Origin of the sequence: Pseudomonas urmiensis, assembly GCF_014268815.2 — a bacterium.
GTDB classification, from domain to species: domain Bacteria; phylum Pseudomonadota; class Gammaproteobacteria; order Pseudomonadales; family Pseudomonadaceae; genus Aquipseudomonas; species Aquipseudomonas urmiensis.
In genome coordinates this window covers 16,756-39,552 of record NZ_JABWRE020000002.1, presented here as the reverse complement: position 1 = coordinate 39,552, position 22,797 = coordinate 16,756, and the positions used below count along the sequence as shown (strand labels likewise).

The following is a 22,797-nucleotide window of genomic DNA, read 5'->3' as shown; positions in this document are numbered from 1 at the left end:
CCTTCTACGCAATAGGGAGGACCTGAGCAGGGAACAACTCGATCGGGTATCTAGGCTAATGGAGGCCGCGATTCCCGATGCTTTAGTTAAAGGCCATGAACAACTCCTCGACTCGATCGAGCTGCCAGATCCGGATGATGCTCATGTTCTGGCTGCCGCCATCAGAAGCAGCGCGGAAATCATCGTCACGTTTAATTTGAAGGATTTTCCGTCCTCGACGCTCAATGCGTTCGATGTGCAAGCGCAGCATCCTGATGAGTTCATCATGGATCTTTGGGACCTGGATCAAGCTGCGGTACTCGCTGCGGTAGCTGAAATGCGCCAAGCCCTGGTGCGCTCGCCCTATACCGCTTACGCCCTGATCGAGTGTTTACTCAAGCAGGGGTTGCCCCAAACGGCGGGCATGTTGCGTGGCTACGCCATGCTCATCTGAGCGATGTACGTTACTGGCGAACCACCTGCATCCTCGGTGTGGGAAACAGGTTCTCCAGCGTCTCCAGCAGGCGGGCGTGGAAGATCGGCTTGCGAAACAGATCCAGTACCTGCAAGCGCAGCAGGTCGCTGACATCTTCCAGATCGGCATGCCCGGACATGACGATCACCGGCAGGTGTTGGCGGGAGGTGTGGTCGCGCAGGCGCTTGATCAGGCCGATGCCGCTTTCTTCGGGCATGCGCAGGTCGGTGATGACCAAGGCGACGTCAGGGTAGCGCGTGAGTTGCTGCAGTGCGGCTTTGACTGAGGTGGCGGTGTGGCACTTGAAACCTTCGTTTTCCAATAATTCGGCAAGTTCGAGCAGTGCCTCTTCCTCGTCGTCGACTAGAAGGATCTGTTGACGCAAGGAAGAGGTTGGCATCGTCGGCTCCTGACGGGTAGGTAGCGCAGGGCATGCGTGTGCGGCTTTCGATCAAGGCGTGATGGCGGTCTGGATGGTGCCCATCATGGTTTTGATCTGTGCGGAGATCGGATCGACGAAGGCCGCCAGTGCTACGGCAACCATTGCCGCAATGACTGCGTATTCGATACCGGAGGCTCCGTCCTTGCGTTGCAGGAAGTTCTGGCAGTGGATGAGGATCTTGAGCAGCAACATGGCACATCTCCTTGCGCGGGCGGCGCCGGTTTGTGGGGCGTAATGCGGTGATGCCCCTTTGCTATCACAGAATCGTCAAGCTACGCCGGAGTGCAAATGTAAGAAGGCATTAATCACAAAGTATTAGGTTGGTTCAGCGACGCTAAGCGCCTGTTTTGTCTCAGCGTCAAATTCATGGCTGGAAAAACTTAGTATCGCTCATGGCGATTTAGCCGCTCTGAACTACCGTGCAATAGCGAAATAGTTACTTTTTGCCATCATGGGTTTCAGGTGCGGGAGAGCGGTAATGAGCAGTCGCTTGACCATGATCCTTGCCGGGCTGTTTCTGGTTGCGGCATTGCTTGCAGGGTATTGGGGGTTGGTGCTGAGTCGACCGCCCGCGCCCGTCGCTGCGCCGCCGAGTGTCGAGGTGACGGCTCAGCCAGTAACCGCTCCGGCACCGATTCAGGTGGAGGAACCGCGCCGCTCGCCCATCGTCGTGTTGCGCCGCGACGTGGCCGCCAATACCCCTCTGAGCGAAGACGATCTGCTGATCGAGCGCTTGCAGGTGGTGCCTCAGGGCGCTTTCCAGCACATCGAGCAAGTGCTTGGCCGGCGCAGTGAGCGCGCCTTGGCTCAAGGGGCTTGGCTCGACGAACACAGCTTCCAATCAGGTGGCCCGCTGGCGCGGATGATCCGCAGCCACGAGCGGGCGGTGGCTGTGGCAGTCGATGATGTCGTTGGCGCGGCAGGGCAGGTGCGCCCCGGCGACTATGTGGATGTGCTGCTGTTCTTGCGTGAAGAAAACCACAACCCGCAGTCCTCCGCCCAGGTCATCTTGCCTGCGCTGCGGGTATTGAGCGTCGGTGAGCAGACGGGCTTGGCCAATGACGGCCGCCCGGCGCAAACCGCCGAAGAGCAGCAGGGGCGGCATGACCCGATCGGCACTGGCAATCGCACCGTGGCCTTGGCCGTGCCTGAAGCCTTCGCCAGCCGCCTGATGCTGGCAGCCCAGGCCGGCACCCTGCGCTTGGCCGTGCGTAGCGCCGATGAGCAGCTGCTGGCGGGCTATTGGGCCAATCCACAGGCCAAGCCCCAGGTCGAAACTGCCAGTCGCGATCTGTTTCGCTTTAGCCAATTGTCCCAGGTGCCTATCGCTAACGTCGCGCCTGCGGCGGGCAACCCAGGTATGCAGATCATTCGCGGCGCCCAGAGCAACGATTCAGTCAAGACACCCTGACCCAGCAAGGATGCAGCCATGCGTAGTTCCGCGCGGATATTCACCCCGTTGTGCCTCGCCCTGTCGCTGATAACGAGCCTGCCCATGGCACAGGCGGCGGAAAAGGGCTGTGCGGCGTTTGCCGACTTGCCCTCGGTGATCGAGATGGACCAGGGCCTGCAACAAGAGCTGCGCCTGCCGGTGACTATCAGCCGGGTGGCGGTGGGCGAGCCGAAGGTCGCCGATGTCCAGGCGAGTGGCGAGCGTGCGGTGCTGCTCACTGCAGTGGGGCCGGGGAGCACCACCTTGATGCTGTGGACCGCCTGCGCCCCTTCGCCGCATCGGGCAATGCTGTTCGTCAAGGGCAGGGCCAGTGCCGACATGGCCGAAGACGCGCTGCTGCCTTCGCAGGATGAGCAACTGCCGACCCAGGTGCAGGCCGATATCCGTTTCGTCGAGGTGCGCCGGAGCAAATACAAGGAAGCCGGCGCGCGGTTGTTCTTCAAGGGCTCGAACAACAGCCTGATCGGCTCGCCCAATACCGTGCCCAATACCGCTGTCACCCCTGGCAACGTGCCTATCGCGCGTCCTGCCATACCGCTTGATGACAGTGTGTTCAATATCGTCTGGGGCGGCGGCAGCAGCCGCTTCCTGGCTGCGATCAACGCGCTGGAAAATAGCGGCTTTGCCTACACCCTGGCGCGCCCGAGCCTGACCGTGCTCAGCGGCCTTACCGCGAGCTTCCTGGCCGGTGGCGAGATTCCTATCCCGGTGCCCAGTGCTGGCAGTGACAACGTCTCGATCGAGTACAAGGAGTTCGGCGTACGCCTGGCCCTGACCCCGACGGTGATCAGTCGCGACCGCATTACCCTCAAGGTGGCACCGGAAGTCAGCGAGCTGGACTACAACAATGCGGTGACCATCGCCGGTACCCAGGTGCCTGGCTTGAGCGTGCGCCGCACGGATACCAGCATCTCCCTGGCCGACGGCGAGAGCTTCATCATCAGCGGTTTGATCAGCAGCAACACCCGCTCTTCGGTAGACCGTCTGCCCGGGCTGGGCAGCTTGCCGATACTGGGCGCGTTCTTTCGCCAGTCGGCCTTGGTCCGCGATGAGACCGAGCTGCTGATGATCGTTACCCCGCACCTGGTCCAGCCATTGGCTGCCAACGCCCGCCTGCCCGAGCTGCCGGGTGAGCACCTGCGCACCTACGACCCCAGCTGGGGGCAGCTGTTCTTCCTGGAAAACGGCAATTTCGATGGCCGCAGTGGGTTATCACGATGAACGAGAGCCTCAACCAGACGTACCTGGCGATCACCCGCAACGAGCAAGACCTCAACTGGTTGCAGGGCGCTTTGGCCCAGCAGGGCCAGGTGATCGGCGCCAGTGGCGGCAGCCTCGACGAGTTGCTGGCGCTGGTTGACGTGACCTTCAGCAACTTGGTGTTCATTGGCTTGGACCGCGAGCAGTTGGTCACTCAGTGCGCCTTGATCGAAGGCGTTTTGGAGGCCAAGCCGATGTTGGCGATCGTCGCCCTAGGCGATGGCATGGACAACCAATTGGTGTTGCATGCCATGCGTGCTGGCGCCCGCGACTTCGTTGCTTACGGCTCGCGCGCCAGCGAGGTGGCTGGCCTGGTCCGGCGTCTGGGCAAGCGCTTGCCAGCGGTGACCAGCAACCCCAGCCTGGGTGGCCTGACCGTGCTCTACGGCGCCCAGCGCGGTGCCGACGGTGCGCTGCTGACCACTCATCTGGCGCGGGTGGTGCAGGACAGCGGCCAACAGACCCTGCTGCTCGACCTGGGCTTGCCGCGTGGCGACAGTCTGGCCTTGCTGGGCTTGGAAGCGTCGTTCTTCTTCGGCGACGCCTTGCGCCATTTGCGTCGGCTGGACGCCACGTTGATCGACAGCGCCTTCACCCGCGACAAGAGCGGCCTGCGCATTCTGGCCTATGCCGAGGCCGACGAGCCGCTGCGCAAGACCAGTGCCGCCGAGCTATACATGTTGCTCAGCGCGCTGCGCCAGCACTTCCAGCACATTGTCCTCAACCTCACCGGGCAGACCGACAGTGAAGCGTTGCGCACTATCGTCAGTCATTGCGACAAGCTGATTCTCTACACCGATCAGAACATCCTCGATTGCCGGCGCAACCTGGAAGTGCTCGATCAATGGCGCGACCGCGGGATCAAGCTGGAGCACGCCAGCTTGCTGGTGGACCGCTACCTCAAGCATGTCGCGCCAGACGCCGAGGCCTTGGCCAAACGTTATGGGTTGCCGTTGCTCAAAGTCATGCCGTACAGCCCTGAGGTGCGTCTGAATGCCAAGAACCAAGGCCTGAGCCTGTTCGAACTGGCCCCGCGCGAAAGCCTGACACAAGCCTTGCAGGGCCTGGGCGAGCGCCTGGCGCAGCGTTCGCAAAGCCTTGAAACGCCCACGCTGACCTGGCTGCGACGCCTGTGGGGGAGCAAATGAGCGGCGACGAACCTTTTGGCGGTCAACGCCATGCTGCGGCTGAGCCGCAAGCGCTCAAGCGCGCCTTGCACCGGCACGTCATCGACAGCATCGAGGACAGCGGGCGCAACTTGCTCGAAGGTGCCCGGCCAGCCCTGACGCAGTTCGTCTTCGAGCAGGTTGGCGACTATGTGGCGCGTATGCGCCTGGCCCTGTCGCGTTACGAAATGGAGCGCATGGCCGAGGAGCTGGTCGACGAACTGACCGGCTATGGCCCACTTGAGGTACTGCTACGCGATCCCAGCGTCACCGAAATTCTGGTCAACGGCCCGCACCGGGTGTTCGTCGAACGCGCCGGTTTGTTGCAGCTGACGGACCTGCGTTTTATCGACGCGCACCATGTCGAGCGGGTCATGCAACGCATCCTGGCGCCCTTGGGGCGGCGCCTGGATGAGTCTTCGCCGATGGTCGATGCGCGCCTGCCCGATGGCAGCCGGGTCAATGCCATCATCCCGCCGGTGGCCTTGGACGGGCCGTGTCTGTCGATCCGAAAATTTCGCCGCGACATGCTCAAGAGTGCCGACCTGCTCGCGACCCGGGCGATCGATCAGGCCATCTTCGACTTTCTTGAACGCGCGGTGGGGCGGCGCTGCAATATTCTGGTCAGTGGCGGCACCGGGACCGGCAAGACCACCTTGCTCAATATCCTCAGTCTGATGATTGCCCCGCAGGAGCGCCTGGTGACCATCGAAGACGTCGCTGAACTGCAGCTCAATCACCCTCATGTGGTACGCCTGGAGACGCGCCCGCCGAACGTCGAGGGGCATGGTGAGATCAAGGCCAGCGAGCTGATTCGCAACGCCTTGCGGATGCGCCCGGATCGCATCCTGCTGGGTGAGATCCGCGGCGCCGAAGTGCTCGATGTGCTCACGGCGATGAACACCGGTCATGATGGCTCGATGAGCACCGTGCATGCCAACACCGCCCAGGACGCCTTGCTGCGCCTGGAAACCCTGGTCGGTCTGAGCGGCCGGCAGATTGCCGAGAAGACCTTGCGCCAGATGATCTGCGCGGCGCTCGACGTGGTGATTCAGTTGACGCGGCTGGCCGATGGCCGTCGCTGCGTCAGCGAAGTGCTGGAAGTGGTGGGGGTGCGCGACGATGTGTACGTGACCAACACGCTGTTTCGTCTCGACCGCCGCGGCGGCACCAGCTTTCTGCGCGAAGCACCGAACCCGGCTGGCGCCAAGTTGCGCAACGACGGTGTGCTGTGACTGGCGCCCTGCTGCTGGCGCTGTCGCCGCTGTTGCTCGGCGTCGCCCTGCTGCTGTTTCGCCTGGCCCTGTACAAGCGCGGCGAGGAGCGCATTCTGCAGCGCCTGGGCCGAGCCTATCGCTCGGTGCGCAGCGGCAAGGCGCGGCGTGAATGGTTCGACCCGCTGCTGCAACGGGCAGGCGTGGATACTGCCGCGTTCAATCCCAGGCCATGGCTGCTGGCGTGGGGCGGATTGGTCATGGCTGGCCTGCTGGCCTCTGGCTGGGCGTTCGGCTTGATGGTGCTGTTGAGTGTGCCTGTGCTGGGCTATCTGTACTTGAGTTGGCGATATCGGCTGCGCGTGCGCCAGATCATCCAGCAACTGCCGGGCCTGTTGGACTACAGCGTGCGTAGCTTGAAGGCCGGGCGGACGCTGAACGATTCGGTGCTGGGCGGAATCGATGGCACTCGCGAACCGCTGCGTTCGGCCATGGAGCGGGTGCGGCGCAATGTCCGCCTGGGGGTAGCGCTGGAGGTAGCGGTCAGCGAGCTGGCCGAACTCTATGATCAGGACGAAATGCGCCTGTTCGCCCTTGGTCTGCGGATCAACCAGCAGTATGGCGGCAATGCCAGCGAGTTGATGGAGAACCTGATCAAGCTGATCCGCGAGCGCGAACAAGGCACGCGCCAGCTCAAGGCCTTGACCGGTGAAACCAGGGTCACCGCATGGATTCTCGGGGCGCTGCCGTTGAGCATGGTCGGCTACTTCCTGCTCGGTAACCCCGGCTACTTGCTGGGTATGTGGCGCGACAGCCAGGGGCAGATGCTGCTGTTACTGGCCTTTGCCTTCCAGGCGCTTGGTTGCCTGGTGCTATGGCGCATGATGAGGAGCCTGTGAACATGGCCTGGCTGATCTGCGCGGTGTTCCTGCTGGCTGGATTCGCCTTGCTCGGCATGCAGGCCTTGAAGCAGTTGCGCGTACGTTTGCTGATCGCGCGGCGCTTGCAAGGTCAGCTGGCACGCGAGGAGCGGTTGGGCGACTGGCTGCACTGGCTAGGCAGCAGCAACCTGGGGCGGCGCTTGCAGCGGCTCGATGGCGAAACCCAGGCGCTGCTTGATCGTGTGGGTTGGCGGCGCAGTCGCCAGCGAGCGCTGTTTGCCGCTGTCCAGTTGGGGCTGCCGCTACTGGCAGTGGGCCTGACGCTGCTGTTGCAACACGGATTGATGGGCGCCTGGACTGGCCATTGGTTGGTGCGGCCGTTGTGTGCCTTGGGGGTCGGCTATCTACTGCCCAAGCGCCTGCTGGCGCTGGCGGCTGCGCGTCGTCAACAGCGCATCGCCCTGGAAGTGAGCTTGCTGATTCCCTTGTTGCGCATCCTCTTTGAAACCGGCCTGGCCGTCGAGCAAGCCCTGCGGGTGCTCAGTCACGAAGGGCGTACCTTGGTGCCGGAGATCAGCGAAGAGCTGCGCCTGGTCCTGCAACGGGTGGACTCCGGCCTGGCGCTGGCGCCTGAGCTGGAAAAGACTGCGAAACTGCTGGCGGTCGATGAGCTGATCGACACCTGCGTGATCCTGCGCCAGCTACTGGTGCAGGGCAGTGGGGCGATGAAGTCGCTGCAAGCCCTGAAGACCTTGCTCGATGACCGCCGGATGACCCGTTTGCAGGAGCGGGTGTCGAAGATGTCGGCGAAGATGTCGGCGGTGATGATGATATTTCTGTTTCCGGCCCTGCTGATTGTCTTGGCCGGACCTGGCTTGACCGCGTTGGCGCGGGCCTTGGGATCGTGAGGGGAGGGTGGGGATGAGATCAATATTGATAGCCCTGGGGCTGTTGCTGCTTAGCGGTTGCGCCGGGCACTCGCCGCAGGGCCTGGCGCAGGTGTTCGCTGGCAACACATGCGGCAAGCCCGACGCTGACCAGCAGTTGGCCCTGAACCTGGCGGATGAAATGCTCAACGACGGCCGCCCGCATGCCAGCCTTGCGCATTTGCAGCAGTTGCCAGATGAACTCGACCAGGTGCGCCTGCGCAAAGCCAAGGTCCTGCGCCTGCTCGGGCGTAGCGAGGCCGAGCCGCTGTACCGCAGCCTGCTCGGCGGTTGTCTTGCCTCTGAAGGCGAGCACGGCCTTGGCCAGCTGGCATCGGCCCGCGGAGACGACGCCCAGGCCCTGCGCAATTTGCAGCGGGCTGTGCGCCTGGCGCCGACCGATGAAAAGGTGCGTAACGATTTGGGCGTGGTGCTGATGAACCTTGGCGATCATGAGCAGGCGCGCTTTGAGTTTCTGACGGCGATTGAGCTCAAGGATGATAACCCACTGCCGGCGGTCAACCTGGTGGCCTTGTCGTTGCTGCAGGACAACTGGCAGCAGGCGGCAGATCTGGTGGCCCGTCTGCGGCTTAAGCCTGCGCAATTTGCCGAGGCCCAGGCGCGCGCCAGGCAGTTGAAGTCGACCGGGCGGGGTGTTCTGCCGGTCAGTTGAAGGGTCGGCCAGCGAGCCTTGTAGGCGCTGGCTTGCCTGCGATGGGCCGCAAAGCGGCCCCAATCCACGCAACAGGAGGCACTTTCCGATGCTCAGATCCTTAATTCTCCTGGCCTGCATTCCCCTGGCAGCAGTGGCCGAAGAACCGCCACGCCAGCCGCCAGCGCAAACCGCCACCGAAGCCCTGTTGCGCGTGCAATCGAGCAACCAGCAAGCCTCGACCAAGCTCCAGCGGCAAACCGCCAGCGAGCGCGACCAATCGATGTACCGCTGGCTGGAAACCTACAAGTACCCGATCCCCGACCATTTCCGCTGGGTGAAGATCAGCACTGAGAACAACTAGAGCCCCGTTTCAACGCAGTATGGGCGAGTGCGGAAGCAGTTCGTACAGAGCCTAGTGGGTGGTAAAACGCTGGTGCAGGGGTGATGAGCGTGGCGTCAGGGCCAGCGCCAGCTGGGTGCGGTTGTGCATGTGGGTCAGGCGCAGCACCTGCGACACGTACAGCTTCACAGTGTTCTCGGTGATGCCCAGCTCACAGGCGATCTGGTAATTGGTCTTGCCCTTGCTGACCAGCTTGGCCACTTCCAGCTGACGTGGCGAGAGTTTCTCGAACACTGCCGGCAGTTCACCCTCTGGCTCTTCGGCATCGGTGGCGCGTCGGTGCACACCTTGGCCGCGGGCCTTTTCCAGATCCTGGTAAAGGTCGTCGATGGAGTCCGCCAGATATTGCAGGCGTTGGTTCAGGCTGCCCAGCTCGCGGAAATTGCGCCGCCGCTCCAGCAGCGCCTGCTCCTGTCGACGTACGCCTTCGAGCAGTTCGTTGAGGTCCATGGGCTTTTGATAGTAATCGGCAAACCCCTCGCGCAGGGCACGGATCACATCCTGTTTGTCGGCGCGGCCCGTGAGCATGATCGCTTCGAACATGCGCTGGCGGCCAGCAATCTCTTTCAGCGCCCGGACCAGTTCGATGCCATCGCGCCCGGGCATATGCAAATCGCAAAGCACCAGGCCGATTGCGTCTTCGGCTTGGTAGCGTTCGATCGCTTCGCCAGTCGAGTGGGCGGCAACGCACACATAGCCTTGGCTTTCGAGAAATTCACATAACTCTTCGACAATTACCGCCTGGTCATCGACAACCAGAATCTTCACCTCACTCACGGTCTTGTTCACGATCAACTCCCTGTTCGATTCGCCCCGCTCCCGTGCCAGACGCACTGACGCTTAAGAAAGTAGTCGCACTTTGCGGTTATGTACAAGGGCTGTACAAGTTATCCGACCGCATGGTCACTCATTGGATCCATACCGCGGTCAATAAAAAGCCCACCAGTACATAGGGAGCGAAGGGCTGTTTGTCGCCGACCTGTTCGGCCAGGACTTGTAGGCGTTTCTTGACCTTGGGGTTGAGCAAGGTCCATAGCCGGCGTCGGCTGAGCATCCACAGCAGCACGGCAATGCCGGCACCGATGAAGGTGCCGAGCACGTATTGATGACTGGTCGCCAGCGCCAGCGCGCCCAACAACTTGACGTCGCCCGCGCCAAAGCGCCCAAGCATGTAGCCAGGCAGGGTGAGCAGCATGACGATGGCCAGCGCCCAGCCCGCATCACTGGGCTCGGCGCCGATCCAGCTGTGGCCGGTGGCGAATAGCCAGGCCAGGGCGCAAGCGGCAGCACCCAGCGTCAGGGTGTTGGAAATCTGCCGTTCACGGACATCTTGTTCAGTACACAAGGCAAGCCACATCAAGAGAACAATGCTGTGCATTGGCAAATTGCCATCCCTATTCGTTGAACGGTTCTATGCTGTCATTCAGGTTTCATAGTCAGGGTAGACGCGATCATGCAAGCAGGCCTGGCAGGACGGCAAAAAGGCGCAGCAGCCATCGAATTTGTCGCGGTATTCATGGTGTTTTTTGCGGTGTTCTATGGCCTGGTCAGCTATGCGCTGCCGATGCTCATGTTGCAGTCGTTCAACCAGGCTAGCAGTGAGGCGGTGCGCCGCTGCGTGGCGCTCGATCCGGCTACGGCCAACTTCCAGGCGCAGGCGCAGACCCTGGCGCGCCAGGTGGTGGCTCAGCAACTGGCGTGGATGCCCAAGTCGTTGGCCTTCCAGGCCAACGATACCCAGGTCAGCCTGGTCGATGACTTGCTGACCGTGACGATCACCTACCCCAAGCAACGCCTGACCGCCGTGGTCCCGGTGTTGGTGCTGCCGGTAATCGGTGAGGTACCACGCCTGCCTGCGCAGTTGAAGGCCCAAGCGAGTTTGCAACTGTGAGTGGCCTGTTCGATCGTTGGCGCACAGCGCCACTGCCTGTCACCGAAGCTGCGCCGCCGGTGGCCATCGGGCTACAGGTCTGGCTGGACGATCAGGCGCGGGTATTACGTCTGTCCGGCCCGCTGCGCAGCGCACTGGCTTTGCCTAGCCACAGCGGTGCGCGGGTCCATGACTATCTTGAGCGACACAGCTGGCTGGTGCTCGAAGGTGAGCCTGCCGATTGGCAGGGGTTGGCCTTGGACCTGGATTTTCATACCGTGCTTGGCCATGTCTTGCATACCCGCGGCTGGTTGTTACGCCAGGGCGAGGGCTGGATGCTGCAACTGTTCGACATCGGCGATCTGCTGCATGAGCGTGACAGTGGCCGTCACGAGCATGCCGAACATCAGTTGGCGGTTCAGATCGGTGATGCCCTGCGCGAAGCCGGCGAGGCGCATCTGGTGCAGGCAGCGACCGAACAGTTGCAACGGCTAGCCGAGCACTGGCAAGCGGCGTCGTTGCGATTGATGCTGCATGAGGGCGGACAATGGCGCAGTTACGCCAGCAGTGATGACTGGCCTTGGCCCGAGCAGCAGCGGCTACAGTCCTGGTTGGAGCAGTTACCGCCGCACGCGCTGCTCGACACGCGTGCTTACCCTGATTGGTTGACCCGTAGCGCCGGTGCCACGCTTTGCCTGTTGCCTTACCGGCAGGGCGCGCAGGTGCAGGCCTGGTTGCTCTGCGCTGGCGTCAAGCAAAGGTTGCAGCTGGAGTCGGCAGAGCCGTTGATGCAGGCGCTAGCCCAGCCGTTGGTGAGCCGTTTGCATCAGGCCCAGGCGCAGCGCCTGGCGTGTCATCTGGATCAATTGCAAGGGCAGCTGGGTGCCGGTTGGTGGCAATGGCCACGACAAGAGCCGCTGCAGTTGGACCCGAGTCTAGCCGCCAGCCTTGGCTTGCCGCGCGTGCTGAGCCAGGCGCAATGGCTGGCACTTGTGCACCCCGCTGATCGCGAGCCTGCACAGCTGGCCCTGGAACAGGCCTGGGCAGGGCGCGAGCTGAACCTCAGCCTGCGCTTGGTGCACGCCGAGGTACCGCGCTGGGTGCATTGGGCAGGTCAACTGCACGCTGGCCAGTTACGCGGATTTCTACTCGATATCAGTGCGCTCAAGGAGCAAGAGCAGCAGGCCGGCGCTGCGCGTGAGCGGCTGGAGAACCTGATTGCCAGCTCTCCGGCGGTGATCTACGTTCAGCGCTGCGTCGAGGGTGCCTTGCTGGGCGAGTTCTACAGCGCCAGCCTTACGCCCCTGCTGGGGTGGGCCAACGACAGTGAGCAGGCGCGCCAGCCCGGGCTGGCGGTGCATCCCGATGATCATGGCCTGTGGTTGCAGCGCACCCGCAGTCTGCTACGTGACGGCCAGGTACGCTGTCGCCTGCGTCTGCGTGACAGCCTTGGCGGCTATCACTGGATCCTCGATGAAGCGCGCCTGCTGCGTGACGACCTTGGCCAGCCGCGGGAAGTGGTCGGGCTGTGGCTAGACGTCAGTGAGGCGACCGAAGCGGCTGAACGGGTCCGTCAGAGTGAGGAGCGCTACCGGGTGCTGGTGGAAGATTCACCGGCGATGATCTGTCGCTACCGTCCAGATTTGAGCCTGGTTTTCGGCAATCGGCCCTTGGCCGATTACCTGCACTGTAGCCCTGAGCAGCTAGTCGGCATGAACTTGGGCCAGTGGATGTCCCAGGGCCAGCGCGATGAATTTCTCCAGCGCTTGCAAGCGCTGACGCCGCAGCAGCCGATGAGCAGCGCGGAAATCTGTTTGCAGTTGCCTGGGCGTGAGCATGCCTGGTGGATCTGGGCCGACCGCGGCCTGTTCGACGAACAGGGCCGGTTACTGGAAGTCCAGGCGGTAGGCCGGGACAACACCGAGGTGCGGCGTAGTCAGCGGCAATTGTTGCAGGGGGCCAAGATGGCCACCTTGGGCGAGTTGGCCACAGGCTTGCTGCACGAAATCAATCAGCCGCTCAACGTCATGCGCATGGCGACGGCCAATGCGCTCAAGCGTCTGCAAAATGGCGATGTAGACCCGGCCTACCTGGAGCAGAAGCTGCAGCGTATCGAGGCACAGATCGAGCGTACGGCGCGGCTGGTGGACCACATGCGGGTATTCGGCCGGCGCTCGGAGGTCGAAGGCACGCGCTTTGCCGCCTGGTCGGCGGTGCAGGGGGCGGTGGCACTGCTCGAGGAGGGGCTGCAAGGCAAGGGCGTGACCCTGCAGGTTGAGCAGCCCAGCGATCAGCCGCAGGTGATGGGCCATGCGGATCAGTTGGAGCAAGTGCTGATCAACCTGATGGTCAACGCCCGTGACGCGCTGCTGGACAAGCGCGGCGGCCAAGGCAAGCTCTGCATTCACCAAACCCTCACAGCCGGGCAGGTATTGCTGTGGGTGCAAGACAACGGCGGTGGTATCGACCCACTGCTACTGGAGCGGATCTTCGAGCCGTTCTTCACCACCAAGGCAGCCGGTGTCGGCACCGGGCTTGGCTTGTCGGTAAGCCATGGCATCGTGGCCGCCATGGGCGGCAGCTTGAGCGTCGACAACCGCAATGGCGGTGCCTGTTTCTGCATCAGCTTGCCGTGTGCCTAGATCAGCAGCTCTGGCCGGCCGCTCTGGCAGCTGAGGTGGGCGTCGATGGTGACTGCGTTGAGATCGATGCCCAGCAGTGCCAGCAGGTTGTTGACCAGCGGATCGAGCAACGAGCCCAGCAGCCCACCGATCAGCCCGGTGATGATATTCAGCAAGGCGCTCACCAGCGGTATCTGTGGTGAAAGCTCCAGCCCACCGAGCGTCGCGCCCAGGCTGGCAACGATGTTCTTGGTGTCCATGGTGCGGCTTGCCGGGGGTGACTGGTCGATATTCGGCGGCTTGAGGTAGTCGTAGGTTTCCGCCTGGGAAAACACCGGCGAGTTGGCGCCCAAGCCGACATCGAGGCCCAGCAACGGCACGCGCAACAGCACCAACGGGCTGGCGGTTACCGGCTGGTTGGAAAAGAACTTGCTGTTGTCGATGGTGCCGATCATCACCTTGGCGGCAGCGCCGTCGTTCTTCACGCGCAGGCGTTTGCTCGATGCGCTGCTGCAGTCGTAGCCGCGTACATGGCTGCTGGCGCTGGCCACTTCCAAGCCCACGTCCAGGCTGGGGCTGGGCACCAGTTGGATGATGCCCAGGTTGAGCCCGCCCAGCAGCGGGCCGAGATTGACCTGGATGAGAATCCGGGTCTGCGCGGTGCGCACATAGATCTGCCCGGCTGCCATCGGGTTGGCCTGCGCCAGCGAAGGATCGCCCAGGGCGGAGAACTGCGGCGGCTCGATGATTTTCAAGCGCGTGGTGATGTTCGCCAGCCCCAGCACACTGACCGGCAGCGTGGTTTCTACGGCGTGCTTGCTGTTGGCCAGCTGGATGGTGCCCTGGACCAGTTGCAGCACCTGCAAGGTTGCATCCAGGCCTGCATTGGTGCCGCCGTTCTGGATGTTGAGCAGTTCGCCCAAGACGATCCCGCCCGCATCCTTGCCTGCGACGGCCAGATCCACCAGGCCGCTGACATTCACCAGCGGATTGTCCTGCGCGGCCACTTCGGCCATGACGTCGAGTACATCGCCCACTTTCAAGGTTTTGTTCAGCAGGTCGGTGTAGTTGCCGGCGGCAACCTTCGCCTCGATGGCGAGCGCGTCGAGAAAACGCAGCAGATTGAGATCAGCGTCGAGCAAGCCCTGCCATTGCGCCACGCCCAGGTTGATCTGTGTCCCCAACAGGGCGCCGAGCAGCTTGTTCAGTTGATCGCTCTTGGCCGTGTTGATGGTCAGCAGGCTGCTGCGAATCGACAGTCGCGCCAAGGCCGGGCCTGTGCGCCCCGCTGTTGCTTGGGCTTGCAGGCGGGTTTTGCTCTGCAGGCCGTTGCCGTCGGCCAGGGCCCAGACCCCTGCGGCAATGCTGGTCGCCACCTGGTGCGTAGCGGTGACGCGGATGGCCTGGGTCTGCTGCGGATCAACGGTGAATGCCCGGATACCGTTAGCCGCCGCTTTGACACTGCCGCATTCGACCAAGAGGGTTCTATCCGGAGAATCAGCATGGCCGTTGCGCAGCGCCGCGCGACGGGCCAGGGCATTGGCATCAGCGACCCCTGCAACACAACTGCCCCCGCCATTGAGCGCTTCCAGGGCCGCCATGTCAGCGATGCGCTGGAGCTTGCGCTGTTCCAGGTAGAGCCGGCCGCTATCGACCACCAGCAGCATGAACAACAGCGCCATACCCAGGGTAATGGCGGCCATCAGGCCAATCGCGCCGCGCTGGCGGACAACGGAACGAACAACCACGGGCACTCCTTTGCCGGCCATGGCCCTACAGCGTGGCGGCGGTCAAAGGAGTGTAGCCAAGATGATGGCAAGTTGCCTTGATTGCGCTTCAGTGCGGTGGGTACTGGCTCAGTACCTGGGCGACGGTTTTCTGGATGGCCGCATTACGCTCCTGTGGGCTGGGCGGGTAGTTGTTCATGATCTGTTCGGCACTGCCGCGCCAGACCAGTTTGCCGTCGCGGCTATCGAACATGTCGACCTGGATGGTGGCCACCTTGTAGTCGACGCTTCGGGTTTCGTTGTACATCGGCCCACCCCAGTAGCCGCCCCAGTAACCTCCCCAGCCGCCGCCGTAGTTGGTGGTGATCTGCTGCTGGCGCTGCTCGACGATCAGGTAGGCGCGCACGTTGACATCGGCCTGGGCATTGCCTTGTACCGGGCGTAGGCCGCGCTGGTCGAGTTGGCCGGCCACGGCTTGGCGAATGCGTTGCTCGGTGAGGTCGCTCTTGATCCGCGGGTCGTCCGGGCGGTACTGCAATCCAGGTTCCTGCCAGGTCCAGCTGCGATAACCGGCGAAATCGCGACTGGCGTCGAAATCCTGCTGAACGTTGTTGCTTGAGCAGGCGGCAAGCAGCAGCGCGAATGACAGCACAACGAGACGGCGCAACATGATGGTTCTCCGTTAAGCGTTAACTGGGAGGATAGCCGCTGAGGGCCTTGTGCACCGACTCGCGCAGGGCGCTCTCGCGATCGCGGGGTGAGTCCTTGTCGCTGCCGCTTTCGGCACTGGCACTCCACACCGGTTGGCCGTCGCGCGCATCGAACAGGTCGATACGCACGACCATCACCTCGACTTCATAGGTGCGCACGATCGGCACGCTGCCATAGGCGCCATAACCATTGCGGTAGCCGCCGTAACCGACGCTGCCGTAGGGGTAGGGGCCATAGTAGGGGTCGTAGTCATAATCGCGCACTTGGCGCAGGCGGCGCTCCAGGCGCAGGTCAGCGCTTACCAGCAGGTCTGCGCCGTTATCGCGCGCGGGGCGAAGCCCGTGCTGGTCGAGCGCGCCGCTTATCGCGTCGGCCAACTGCGCCGGATCGGCATTGGCGCTGCCGCTGGGCAACTGGCCGTTGCGCCAGCTCCAGCTGCGATAGCGGCCGTAGTCGCGAGGCGGCGCTGGGTAAGCGCTGCTATCGAAGGTACTGGCTGCCTGGGCCGGTGCAGGCGGGATCGGGCGGCCGCTGGCGACATAAGGGTTGCTGCCCTGGCAGCCAGCCAGGGCAACGGGAAGCAGGGCCAGGCACAGCAGACGATACGGCATGTAGTCCTCCCGGCGGGCAGGGTCAGCGTGGTCGGCAGATCCAGTGCAGGTAGCGGCCCAGCCCGGCGAAGCTTGGATGACGGCGGTGGGCCAGTTCCATTTCCAACAGGTCGAGCAACTCGGCCTTGGCCTGGAACTCCTTGGGCATGTAGTCGTGGAACACCCTGACCCCACTTTCGCTTTCGACCGTCCACATGGGTTCAAGTTGCGCCTTGAGTTCACGCGGATCAAGCGGTTTTTGCGGGGTCAGGCTCTGCTTCTCACCCGCCAGGTGATTGCTGCGCAACTTGCGGAAATGGCCCTTGAGCAGATTGCGATACACCAGCGCATCGCGGTTGTAGAACGCCAGTGACAGCCAGCCGCTTGGCGCGGTCAACTGATGCAGGACCGGCAGGATGCTCTCGGGCTCGGCGAGCCACTCCAGTACGGCGTGGCATAGCACCAGGTCATAGGGCTCGGTCAGTTGGCCGAGCAAATCCTGCCAGGGCGCTTGAATGAAGGTCGCTTGCTGGCCGGCTTCGGCAAAACGCGCTCGGGCACCGTCGAGCATGGGCGCGGCCGGCTCGGCGAGGGTCAGCTGATGGCCGCGCTGGGCCAGCCACAGGGCCATGTGGCCGAGGCCCGCGCCGATATCGAGAATGCGCAGCGGACGATCCGGCAAGGCTTCAGCGAGGTCTGCCTGGAGCACCGCCAGGCGAATCGCGCCTTTGGCGCCGCCGTAGATTTTCTCGGCGAAGCGGGTCGCCAGTTGATCGAAGTGACGGTCGTTCATACGGCGAAGCGCCTTTCGCTGTCGGCCAGCTTGGCGCGTACCACCTGCTCCATGTCCAGCCCCAGCTCACTGCACAGCAGCAACAGGTAAAGGACGATGTCGCCGACTTCCTGGCCGGCATGGGCGAGTTGTTCCGGCGGCAGCTGGCGCGACTGGTCCTCGCTCAGCCATTGGAAGATTTCCACCAGCTCGGCCATTTCCACGCTGGCCGCCATGGCCAGGTTCTTCGGGCTGTGAAAACCGCGCCAATCATTATTGTCGCGGATCTGGTGCAGGCGTTCTGTCAGTTCTTGCAAGTTCATCGGGGCTCTCCTCATGGCGCATAGCTTCGGACGAGCCCCGGCGTAAAGCAAGTGAACTACATGTGCGGTAACGCTCAGAGCGAACGCCAGTGGCCGACCATGTGCAGCAACTCGCCATGCCCGTCCAGGCGCAGCTCACCTTCGGGCCCGGCAGGGCTCGCGCTGAGGATCACTTCCGACGGTAAGCGCACTGGTTTGCGGAAATCGACGGCGAACTCAAACCCTGCACGCGGCAGATGTCCACCCAAGGCAGCCAGGCTCATGGCCTTGCTCCACATGCCATGGGCAATCGCCTTGGGAAAGCCAAACAGCCGTGCGCTGGGAGCGCTGAGGTGAATCGGGTTGTAGTCGCCACAGACCTTGGCGTAGCGCCGGCCAATATCGCTGTCGGCATACCAGCGGGTGGCTTCGGCCAAGTTGCCGGGCTCGACCTCGACCTCGACCTCTTCGCTGGCCCCGCCGTCCAGCTTCAAGCCTCGCACCAGCATGCGGCTGGTCTCGCGCCAGATCAGGCCGAGGCCGTCTTCGGCTTCGGTGATCAGGTCGAAGGTGCCGCCTTTGGCATGCGCTTGCAGATTGTCGGCGTACACCGCAAAGCGCAGCCCATCGATGCCGCCCAGCGGCCGCAAGATCTGAATGCTGTTGTGCAGGTGAACCAGGCCGAGGAGCGGGAAGGGGAAGTCACGGCCGGTGAGCAACTGCAGTTGCAGGGTGAATGCCATGACATGGGGATAAGAGCCGGGCAGGCGGCCGTCGTCGGCGAAATGACAAAGCCGTCGATACGCCGCCACATGCTCGGGATTGACGCGCAGGAAGCAGCGCAGGCCTTGCGCGGGGAGGCTGGCGCCGCTGATCTTGCGCTTGCTGGCGGCGCGCAAGTAGAGGCTGGCGCTTGAGTCGGGGTTGTGCAGGTCGTGCCATTGGCGTGTCATGGTCAGGCTCCCATCAAGGCCTGGCCACACACCCGCAGGACCTGGCCATTGACGGCACCGGAGCCGGGTTGGCTCAGCCAGGCGATCGCCTCGGCGACATCCTGTGGGCGACCTCCCTGGCCCAGCGAGCTCAGGCGCCTGCCAGCCTCGCGCAAGCCCATGGGCATGGCGGCGGTCATGTGCGTCTCGATAAAGCCTGGGGCCACGGCGTTGATGCTGGCGCCGCGTTCAGCCAGCTTTGGCGCCCACGCCTGGGCGAAGCCGATCAGGCCGGCCTTGCTCGCCGCATAGTTGGCCTGGCCGCGATTGCCGGCGATGCCGCTGACCGAAGCCAGCAGGGTGATACGTGCCTGCTCGCCCAGAGTGCCGGCGTCAAACAGTGCCTGAGTCAGAACCTGCGGCGCCTTGAGGTTGACTGCCATGACTGCGTCCCAGTATTCGGGGGTCATGTTGGCCAGGGTTTTGTCGCGGGTGATGCCGGCGTTGTGCACAACGATGTCGATGCCGTCGGGCAGGGCTTTGATCAATTGTGCAGCAGCATCATTGGCGCAGATATCCAGCGCCAGTGCTCGGCCACCCAAGCGGGCGGCGAGGCCATCAAGGTCCTTCTGCGCCTGGGGAACGTCGAGCAGCACCACATCGGCGCCATCTCGGGCCAGGGTTTCGGCTATAGAGGCGCCGATGCCGCGAGCGGCACCGGTCACCAGCGCCCGCCGTCCCGCCAGCGGCCGGGTCCAGTCCTGGACCTGGCTGGCGCAGGCTTCCAAGCGCAGCACCTGGCCGGAAACAAACGCGCTTTTAGGCGAAAGGAAGAAACGCAGGGCGCCTTCGAGTTGATCCTCAGCCTGCGGGCTGACATACAGCAGCTGCGCGGTGGCGCCATTGCGCAGCTCTTTGCCCAATGAGCGGCTGAAACCTTCCAACGCGCGTTGGGCGACGCTGGCCAGCGGGTCATCGATGCGCTCGGGGGCGCGACCAAGAATCACCACGTGGGCGCAGGGGGCCAGGCTGCGCAGCAGCGGCTGGAAAAATTCTCGCAACTGGCTGAGCTGGTCGCTGTCGGACAAGTGACTGGCATCGAACACCACCGCCTTGAGCTTCGGTCCAAGCCCTGCGACCCAGGCCGGTGCTTGCAAGTCGTTGCCGGCAAAGCTGTAGAGCTCATCGGTCAGGCGCGGGGCAATGGCTTCGAGCTGGTTCGCCAAAGGCCCGCCGCCCAGCACCAGGGCGCCCTCTACCGGGCGCAGCCGGCCTGCCTGCCAGCGCTCCAGCGGTGCCGGGTGCGGCAGGCCCAGAGCGTCGACCAGGCGGCGACCGAGGTTGGAGTTGGCAAAGCCGAGATAGCGATCACTCATGTGCGGGTCTCCCTGAAGGCAAGCATGCAAGTGTGGACCAAGTTTATGTAACGGTCGTTCGAATGCTTTAAAAAGACCTAGGCTGTACGGATCAAATTGTTTCAGGAGGAACCTACACATGCGTTCACCTCGCCGGGTCGCGATCCTGGGTGGCAACCGAATTCCCTTCGCCCGTTCCAACGGCGCCTATGCCAACGCCAGTAACCAGGCGATGCTGACTGCCGCCCTCGAAGGCCTGATCGAACGCTATCGCCTGCATGGCCTGCGTTTGGGCGAAGTGGTCGCAGGCGCTGTGCTCAAAGCCTCGCGAGACATGAACCTGACTCGCGAGTGCGTGCTGGGTTCGCGCTTGTCCGCGCAAACCCCTGCCTATGACATCCAGCAGGCGTGTGGCACCGGTCTGGAGGCCGCCTTGCTGGTGGCTAACAAGATCGCCCTGGGGCAGATCGACAGCGGCATCGCAGGCGGCGTGGACACCACCTCCGATGCGCCAATCGGGGTTAACGAAGGCTTGCGGCGTATCTTGTTGCAGGCCAATCGCGGCAAGAGCCTGGGCGAGCGGCTGAAACCGTTTTTAAAGTTGCGACCCGGTCACCTGAAACCTGAACTGCCGCGCAACGGCGAGCCGCGTACCGGGCTGTCGATGGGCGAGCATTGCGAGCGTATGGCGCAGACTTGGCAGATCGAGCGGGCGGCGCAGGATGAGTTGGCTTTGCTCAGCCATCAGAACCTGGCCGCGTCCTTTGCCGAGGGCTGGCACGATGACCTGCTCACCCCCTACTCGGGCCTGAGCCGGGATAACAACCTGCGCACGGATCTCACGCTGGAACAGTTGGCCAAGCTCAAGCCGTCGTTCGATCGCAGCGGTCTGGGCACCCTGACGCCAGGCAACTCGACGCCGCTGACAGATGGTGCTTCGCTGGTATTGCTCGGTAGCGAGCAGTGGGCCGAGCAGCAGGGGTTGTCGGTGCTGGCCTATCTGGTCGATGGCGAGACCGCGGCCGTGGATTTCGTCAAAGGCCAGGAGGGGCTGCTGATGGCCCCAGCGTATGCGGTGCCACGCCTGCTGGCGCGCAATGGCCTGAGCCTGCAGGACTTTGACTATTACGAAATCCATGAGGCATTTGCCGCGCAGGTGCTGTGTACCCTCAAGGCTTGGGAAGATGAAGCGTTCTGCCGCACGCGGCTGGGGCTGGCTGCGCCGCTGGGCTCGATCGACCGCAGCAAACTCAATGTGAAGGGCAGCTCGTTGGCCGCCGGGCATCCGTTTGCCGCTACTGGCGGGCGGGTATTGGCCAATATGGCCAAGCTGCTGGCTAGCGCGGGCAAGGGGCGAGGGCTGATTTCAATTTGTGCGGCGGGTGGGCAAGGGGTTACGGCGATCGTGGAGCGCTGAGAGGCGGTGGCTTGCCCCGCGATGAGGCCGGGACTGACACCCTGGCAAACCTGATACGCTTGTCTGATCACAACTACAAGATTAGGTCATGCCGAGCATCGGACAACTTTCTGCGCCCCGTCCCATTCCGAATCTGGAGCAGTTACCCAGGCCCGTCTATGCCCGCGCCGAAAGCCTCGGCGCAGGCTCTTGGACCACCCGCCATCGCCACGACTGGGTGCAGTTTTCCTACGCGATCAGCGGCGTGCTCGGCATTTACACCAGCGACGGCAGCTATTTCGCGCCGCCGCAGTGGGGCGTATGGATCCCTGCTGATACCGAGCATGACGTCGCCAGCTCGATGCAGGCGGAAATGCGCAGCCTGTACGTGCGGCGCGACGCTTGCCCATGGGCGCCAGACCATTGCCGAGTGCTTGAGGTAACCCCCCTGGCGCGTGAGCTGATCAAGCAGTTTTGCCTGTTGCCGGTGGAATACCCGGAAGGCGACAGCGCCGAGGCGCGTTTGGTGGCCGTGCTGCTTGACCAGCTGCAAGCGCTGCCGGAGGTGGGGTTTTCCTTGCCGCTGCCGCGTCATCCCGGGCTGCTGAAGCTGTGCAACGGGCTGATTGCCGCGCCCGACCTGCCGCAGACCCTGCAGCAATGGGCGCTCGAACTGGGTTGCTCGGAAAAGACCCTGATGCGCCTGTTCCAACGTGAAACGGGCCTGAGTTTTCGCAGCTGGCGCCAACGCATGCGCCTGCTGTCGTCGCTGGCCCTGCTGCAGTCGGGCGAGAGCGTCACTGAAGCGGCGCTGGGCTGTGGTTACGACTCGACCTCAGCCTATATCGCCGCATTCAAGCAGCTCTTCGGTTTCACGCCCGGAGAGCTGCGGCTGTAGCGTTTAGGTGCGGAAACGCCGCACCAGGGTATCGAGCTCATTGGACAGGCCGGCCAGGCTTTCCGAGTCCTGGCGCGCCGCATGGGCAAGCTCTGCTACCAGCTGCGCATCCCCGTGGATCTGGCTGATATGGCGGTTGATGTCTTCGGCGACCTGGTGTTGCTCTTCGGCGGCAGTGGCGATTTGGGTGTTCATGTCGCGGATGATGTCCACCGATTCGCGGATCTGGCCGAAGCTGTCGCGGGCCAGGCCAATGCGGCTGACCGACTGCTGTGAGACATCCAGGCTGGCGTGCATCTGCTGGGCGACTTCAGCGGTGCGGCTGGCCAGGTTGCCGAGCAGGCCGTCGATCTCGGCGGTGGAGTCGGCAGTGCGCTTGGCCAGGGCCCGGACTTCATCGGCGACCACGGCAAAACCACGGCCTTGCTCGCCGGCGCGGGCGGCTTCGATGGCCGCGTTGAGGGCGAGCAGGTTGGTCTGCTCGGCGATCGAACGGATGGTGCCGAGAATCGACTGGATGGCATTGCTGTCGCGTTCCAGTTGCTGGATCGACTGCGCCGATTGCTCGATTTCCTGGCTCAGACGGTCTACGCTTTGCACTGCGGCGTCGATCTGCTGCTGGCCTTCACGGGCTTGCTGCTGGCCGCTGTCGGCCGATTGTGCGGCCTGGCTGCATGAGCGGGCCACTTCGTTGGCGGTGGCGACCATTTCGTGGAAAGCGGTCGAGACCATATCCACGGCTTCGCGCTGACGTCCGGCGGCTTCGGACATG

24 protein-coding genes and 2 pseudogenes are annotated in these 22,797 nt (G+C 63.3%); 14 read left to right on the top strand and 12 right to left on the bottom strand.

Annotated features, from left to right (window positions below; translation table 11 throughout):
- Positions 1–4 precede the first annotated feature (4 nt).
- Positions 5–187, top strand: a pseudogene (locus tag HU737_RS26770) (PIN domain-containing protein); the annotation flags it as partial.
- 48 nt (positions 188–235) lie between these two features.
- Positions 236–433: a VapC50 family PIN domain-containing toxin gene (locus tag HU737_RS26765; protein ID WP_496198509.1), complete on the top strand. Its 198-nt coding sequence runs from the start codon at positions 236–238 to the stop codon at positions 431–433.
- A gap of 10 nt (positions 434–443) precedes the next feature.
- Here HU737_RS26765 and HU737_RS25355 read toward each other — a convergent pair whose 3' ends face one another.
- Both HU737_RS25355 and HU737_RS25350 read right to left on the bottom strand, forming a co-directional pair.
- Positions 444–854 carry a response regulator gene (locus tag HU737_RS25355; RefSeq protein WP_186555520.1) on the bottom strand — a complete coding sequence of 137 codons (411 nt, stop codon included), beginning with the start codon at positions 852–854 and terminating at the stop codon, positions 444–446.
- A 51-nt stretch (positions 855–905) separates the two neighbouring features.
- Entirely contained in the window at positions 906–1,088 is a 183-nt protein-coding gene (locus tag HU737_RS25350) for a Flp family type IVb pilin (RefSeq protein ID WP_186555519.1), read from the bottom strand.
- A gap of 286 nt (positions 1,089–1,374) precedes the next feature.
- Here HU737_RS25350 and cpaB point away from each other — a divergent pair, with 286 nt between their 5' ends.
- From cpaB to HU737_RS25310, 8 genes are all read left to right on the top strand, one after another.
- Positions 1,375–2,307, top strand: coding sequence for a Flp pilus assembly protein CpaB (gene cpaB / locus HU737_RS25345; protein WP_186555518.1), 933 nt, complete (start codon positions 1,375–1,377; stop codon positions 2,305–2,307).
- Positions 2,308–2,325: 18 nt separating this feature from the next.
- The gene (locus HU737_RS25340; RefSeq protein ID WP_186555517.1) at positions 2,326–3,570 is read left to right on the top strand and encodes a type II and III secretion system protein family protein; all 1,245 of its coding nucleotides are present in this window, start codon (positions 2,326–2,328) and stop codon (positions 3,568–3,570) included.
- On the top strand, positions 3,567–4,757 hold the full coding sequence (locus HU737_RS25335) for a CpaE/TadZ family protein (protein WP_186555516.1): 1,191 nt from the start codon (positions 3,567–3,569) through the stop codon (positions 4,755–4,757). The genes HU737_RS25340 and HU737_RS25335 overlap by 4 nt, the downstream gene beginning before the upstream one ends.
- The gene (locus HU737_RS25330) at positions 4,754–6,010 is read left to right on the top strand and encodes a TadA family conjugal transfer-associated ATPase (RefSeq protein ID WP_186555515.1); all 1,257 of its coding nucleotides are present in this window, start codon (positions 4,754–4,756) and stop codon (positions 6,008–6,010) included. Before HU737_RS25335 ends, HU737_RS25330 begins: the two co-directional genes overlap by 4 nt.
- Positions 6,007–6,888 (top strand): type II secretion system F family protein, encoded by an 882-nt coding sequence (locus HU737_RS25325; RefSeq protein ID WP_186555514.1) that lies wholly within the window; start codon positions 6,007–6,009, stop codon positions 6,886–6,888. Before HU737_RS25330 ends, HU737_RS25325 begins: the two co-directional genes overlap by 4 nt.
- A 2-nt stretch (positions 6,889–6,890) precedes the next feature.
- Entirely contained in the window at positions 6,891–7,778 is an 888-nt protein-coding gene (locus tag HU737_RS25320; protein WP_186555513.1) for a type II secretion system F family protein, read from the top strand.
- A gap of 13 nt (positions 7,779–7,791) precedes the next feature.
- Positions 7,792–8,469 (top strand): tetratricopeptide repeat protein, encoded by a 678-nt coding sequence (locus HU737_RS25315; RefSeq protein WP_186555512.1) that lies wholly within the window; start codon positions 7,792–7,794, stop codon positions 8,467–8,469.
- 88 nt (positions 8,470–8,557) lie between these two features.
- Positions 8,558–8,812, top strand: a complete 255-nt coding sequence (locus HU737_RS25310) for a DUF3613 domain-containing protein (protein WP_186555511.1) — start codon at positions 8,558–8,560, stop codon at positions 8,810–8,812.
- A 51-nt stretch (positions 8,813–8,863) separates the two neighbouring features.
- Here HU737_RS25310 and HU737_RS25305 read toward each other — a convergent pair whose 3' ends face one another.
- The gene (locus HU737_RS25305) at positions 8,864–9,646 is read right to left on the bottom strand and encodes a response regulator transcription factor (protein ID WP_189661855.1); all 783 of its coding nucleotides are present in this window, start codon (positions 9,644–9,646) and stop codon (positions 8,864–8,866) included.
- A 112-nt stretch (positions 9,647–9,758) separates the two neighbouring features.
- Positions 9,759–10,229, bottom strand: coding sequence for an A24 family peptidase (locus HU737_RS25300; protein WP_186555509.1), 471 nt, complete (start codon positions 10,227–10,229; stop codon positions 9,759–9,761).
- 75 nt (positions 10,230–10,304) lie between these two features.
- Between HU737_RS25300 and HU737_RS25295 the strand changes: the two genes are divergently transcribed.
- Positions 10,305–10,742, top strand: a complete 438-nt coding sequence (locus HU737_RS25295) for a TadE/TadG family type IV pilus assembly protein (protein ID WP_186555508.1) — start codon at positions 10,305–10,307, stop codon at positions 10,740–10,742.
- Entirely contained in the window at positions 10,739–13,363 is a 2,625-nt protein-coding gene (locus HU737_RS25290; RefSeq protein ID WP_367616069.1) for a PAS domain-containing sensor histidine kinase, read from the top strand. Before HU737_RS25295 ends, HU737_RS25290 begins: the two co-directional genes overlap by 4 nt.
- Here the strand turns inward: HU737_RS25290 and HU737_RS25285 are convergent.
- The 7 genes from HU737_RS25285 to HU737_RS25255 form a co-directional block, all read right to left on the bottom strand.
- The gene (locus HU737_RS25285; RefSeq protein WP_186555507.1) at positions 13,360–15,090 is read right to left on the bottom strand and encodes a pilus assembly protein TadG-related protein; all 1,731 of its coding nucleotides are present in this window, start codon (positions 15,088–15,090) and stop codon (positions 13,360–13,362) included. The genes HU737_RS25290 and HU737_RS25285 overlap by 4 nt on opposite strands.
- A gap of 88 nt (positions 15,091–15,178) precedes the next feature.
- The gene (locus HU737_RS25280) at positions 15,179–15,739 is read right to left on the bottom strand and encodes a DUF4136 domain-containing protein (protein WP_186555506.1); all 561 of its coding nucleotides are present in this window, start codon (positions 15,737–15,739) and stop codon (positions 15,179–15,181) included.
- 19 nt (positions 15,740–15,758) lie between these two features.
- Positions 15,759–16,391, bottom strand: coding sequence for a DUF4136 domain-containing protein (locus HU737_RS25275; RefSeq protein WP_186555505.1), 633 nt, complete (start codon positions 16,389–16,391; stop codon positions 15,759–15,761).
- A 22-nt stretch (positions 16,392–16,413) separates the two neighbouring features.
- Positions 16,414–17,163: a methyltransferase gene (locus tag HU737_RS25270; protein ID WP_186555504.1), complete on the bottom strand. Its 750-nt coding sequence runs from the start codon at positions 17,161–17,163 to the stop codon at positions 16,414–16,416.
- Positions 17,160–17,465 carry a MazG-like family protein gene (locus HU737_RS25265; protein WP_186555503.1) on the bottom strand — a complete coding sequence of 102 codons (306 nt, stop codon included), beginning with the start codon at positions 17,463–17,465 and terminating at the stop codon, positions 17,160–17,162. Before HU737_RS25265 ends, HU737_RS25270 begins: the two co-directional genes overlap by 4 nt.
- 74 nt (positions 17,466–17,539) lie before the next feature.
- The gene (locus HU737_RS25260) at positions 17,540–18,397 is read right to left on the bottom strand and encodes a MaoC family dehydratase (protein ID WP_186555502.1); all 858 of its coding nucleotides are present in this window, start codon (positions 18,395–18,397) and stop codon (positions 17,540–17,542) included.
- 2 nt (positions 18,398–18,399) lie between these two features.
- The gene (locus tag HU737_RS25255; RefSeq protein WP_186555501.1) at positions 18,400–19,752 is read right to left on the bottom strand and encodes a 3-oxoacyl-ACP reductase; all 1,353 of its coding nucleotides are present in this window, start codon (positions 19,750–19,752) and stop codon (positions 18,400–18,402) included.
- Between the two features lie 118 nt (positions 19,753–19,870).
- Here HU737_RS25255 and HU737_RS25250 point away from each other — a divergent pair, with 118 nt between their 5' ends.
- Together HU737_RS25250 and HU737_RS25245 are read left to right on the top strand one after the other, a co-directional pair.
- Positions 19,871–21,148 (top strand): acetyl-CoA C-acetyltransferase, encoded by a 1,278-nt coding sequence (locus HU737_RS25250; protein WP_186555500.1) that lies wholly within the window; start codon positions 19,871–19,873, stop codon positions 21,146–21,148.
- An 88-nt stretch (positions 21,149–21,236) separates the two neighbouring features.
- The gene (locus HU737_RS25245; RefSeq protein ID WP_186555499.1) at positions 21,237–22,025 is read left to right on the top strand and encodes an AraC family transcriptional regulator; all 789 of its coding nucleotides are present in this window, start codon (positions 21,237–21,239) and stop codon (positions 22,023–22,025) included.
- Between the two features lie 3 nt (positions 22,026–22,028).
- Here HU737_RS25245 and HU737_RS26730 read toward each other — a convergent pair.
- Positions 22,029–22,625 (bottom strand): annotated as a pseudogene (locus tag HU737_RS26730) (methyl-accepting chemotaxis protein); the annotation flags it as partial.
- Positions 22,626–22,797: the final 172 nt, after the last annotated feature.

Bases quoted from the DNA above. Each gene is read 5' to 3' on its own strand.
- cpaB (WP_186555518.1), top strand. From the start codon at position 1,375: ATGAGCAGTCGCTTGACCATGATCCTTGCCGGGCTGTTTCTGGTTGCG.
- HU737_RS25255 (WP_186555501.1), bottom strand. From the start codon at position 19,752: ATGAGTGATCGCTATCTCGGCTTTGCCAACTCCAACCTCGGTCGCCGC.
- HU737_RS25335 (WP_186555516.1), top strand. From the start codon at position 3,567: ATGAACGAGAGCCTCAACCAGACGTACCTGGCGATCACCCGCAACGAG.
- HU737_RS25260 (WP_186555502.1), bottom strand. From the start codon at position 18,397: ATGACACGCCAATGGCACGACCTGCACAACCCCGACTCAAGCGCCAGC.
- HU737_RS25330 (WP_186555515.1), top strand. From the start codon at position 4,754: ATGAGCGGCGACGAACCTTTTGGCGGTCAACGCCATGCTGCGGCTGAG.
- HU737_RS25300 (WP_186555509.1), bottom strand. From the start codon at position 10,229: ATGCACAGCATTGTTCTCTTGATGTGGCTTGCCTTGTGTACTGAACAA.
- HU737_RS25245 (WP_186555499.1), top strand. From the start codon at position 21,237: ATGCCGAGCATCGGACAACTTTCTGCGCCCCGTCCCATTCCGAATCTG.
- HU737_RS25320 (WP_186555513.1), top strand. From the start codon at position 6,891: ATGGCCTGGCTGATCTGCGCGGTGTTCCTGCTGGCTGGATTCGCCTTG.
- HU737_RS25340 (WP_186555517.1), top strand. From the start codon at position 2,326: ATGCGTAGTTCCGCGCGGATATTCACCCCGTTGTGCCTCGCCCTGTCG.
- HU737_RS25350 (WP_186555519.1), bottom strand. From the start codon at position 1,088: ATGTTGCTGCTCAAGATCCTCATCCACTGCCAGAACTTCCTGCAACGC.
- HU737_RS25280 (WP_186555506.1), bottom strand. From the start codon at position 15,739: ATGTTGCGCCGTCTCGTTGTGCTGTCATTCGCGCTGCTGCTTGCCGCC.
- HU737_RS25315 (WP_186555512.1), top strand. From the start codon at position 7,792: ATGAGATCAATATTGATAGCCCTGGGGCTGTTGCTGCTTAGCGGTTGC.
- HU737_RS25275 (WP_186555505.1), bottom strand. From the start codon at position 16,391: ATGCCGTATCGTCTGCTGTGCCTGGCCCTGCTTCCCGTTGCCCTGGCT.
- HU737_RS25310 (WP_186555511.1), top strand. From the start codon at position 8,558: ATGCTCAGATCCTTAATTCTCCTGGCCTGCATTCCCCTGGCAGCAGTG.
- HU737_RS25250 (WP_186555500.1), top strand. From the start codon at position 19,871: ATGCGTTCACCTCGCCGGGTCGCGATCCTGGGTGGCAACCGAATTCCC.
- HU737_RS25295 (WP_186555508.1), top strand. From the start codon at position 10,305: ATGCAAGCAGGCCTGGCAGGACGGCAAAAAGGCGCAGCAGCCATCGAA.
- HU737_RS25355 (WP_186555520.1), bottom strand. From the start codon at position 854: ATGCCAACCTCTTCCTTGCGTCAACAGATCCTTCTAGTCGACGACGAG.
- HU737_RS25270 (WP_186555504.1), bottom strand. From the start codon at position 17,163: ATGAACGACCGTCACTTCGATCAACTGGCGACCCGCTTCGCCGAGAAA.
- HU737_RS25265 (WP_186555503.1), bottom strand. From the start codon at position 17,465: ATGAACTTGCAAGAACTGACAGAACGCCTGCACCAGATCCGCGACAAT.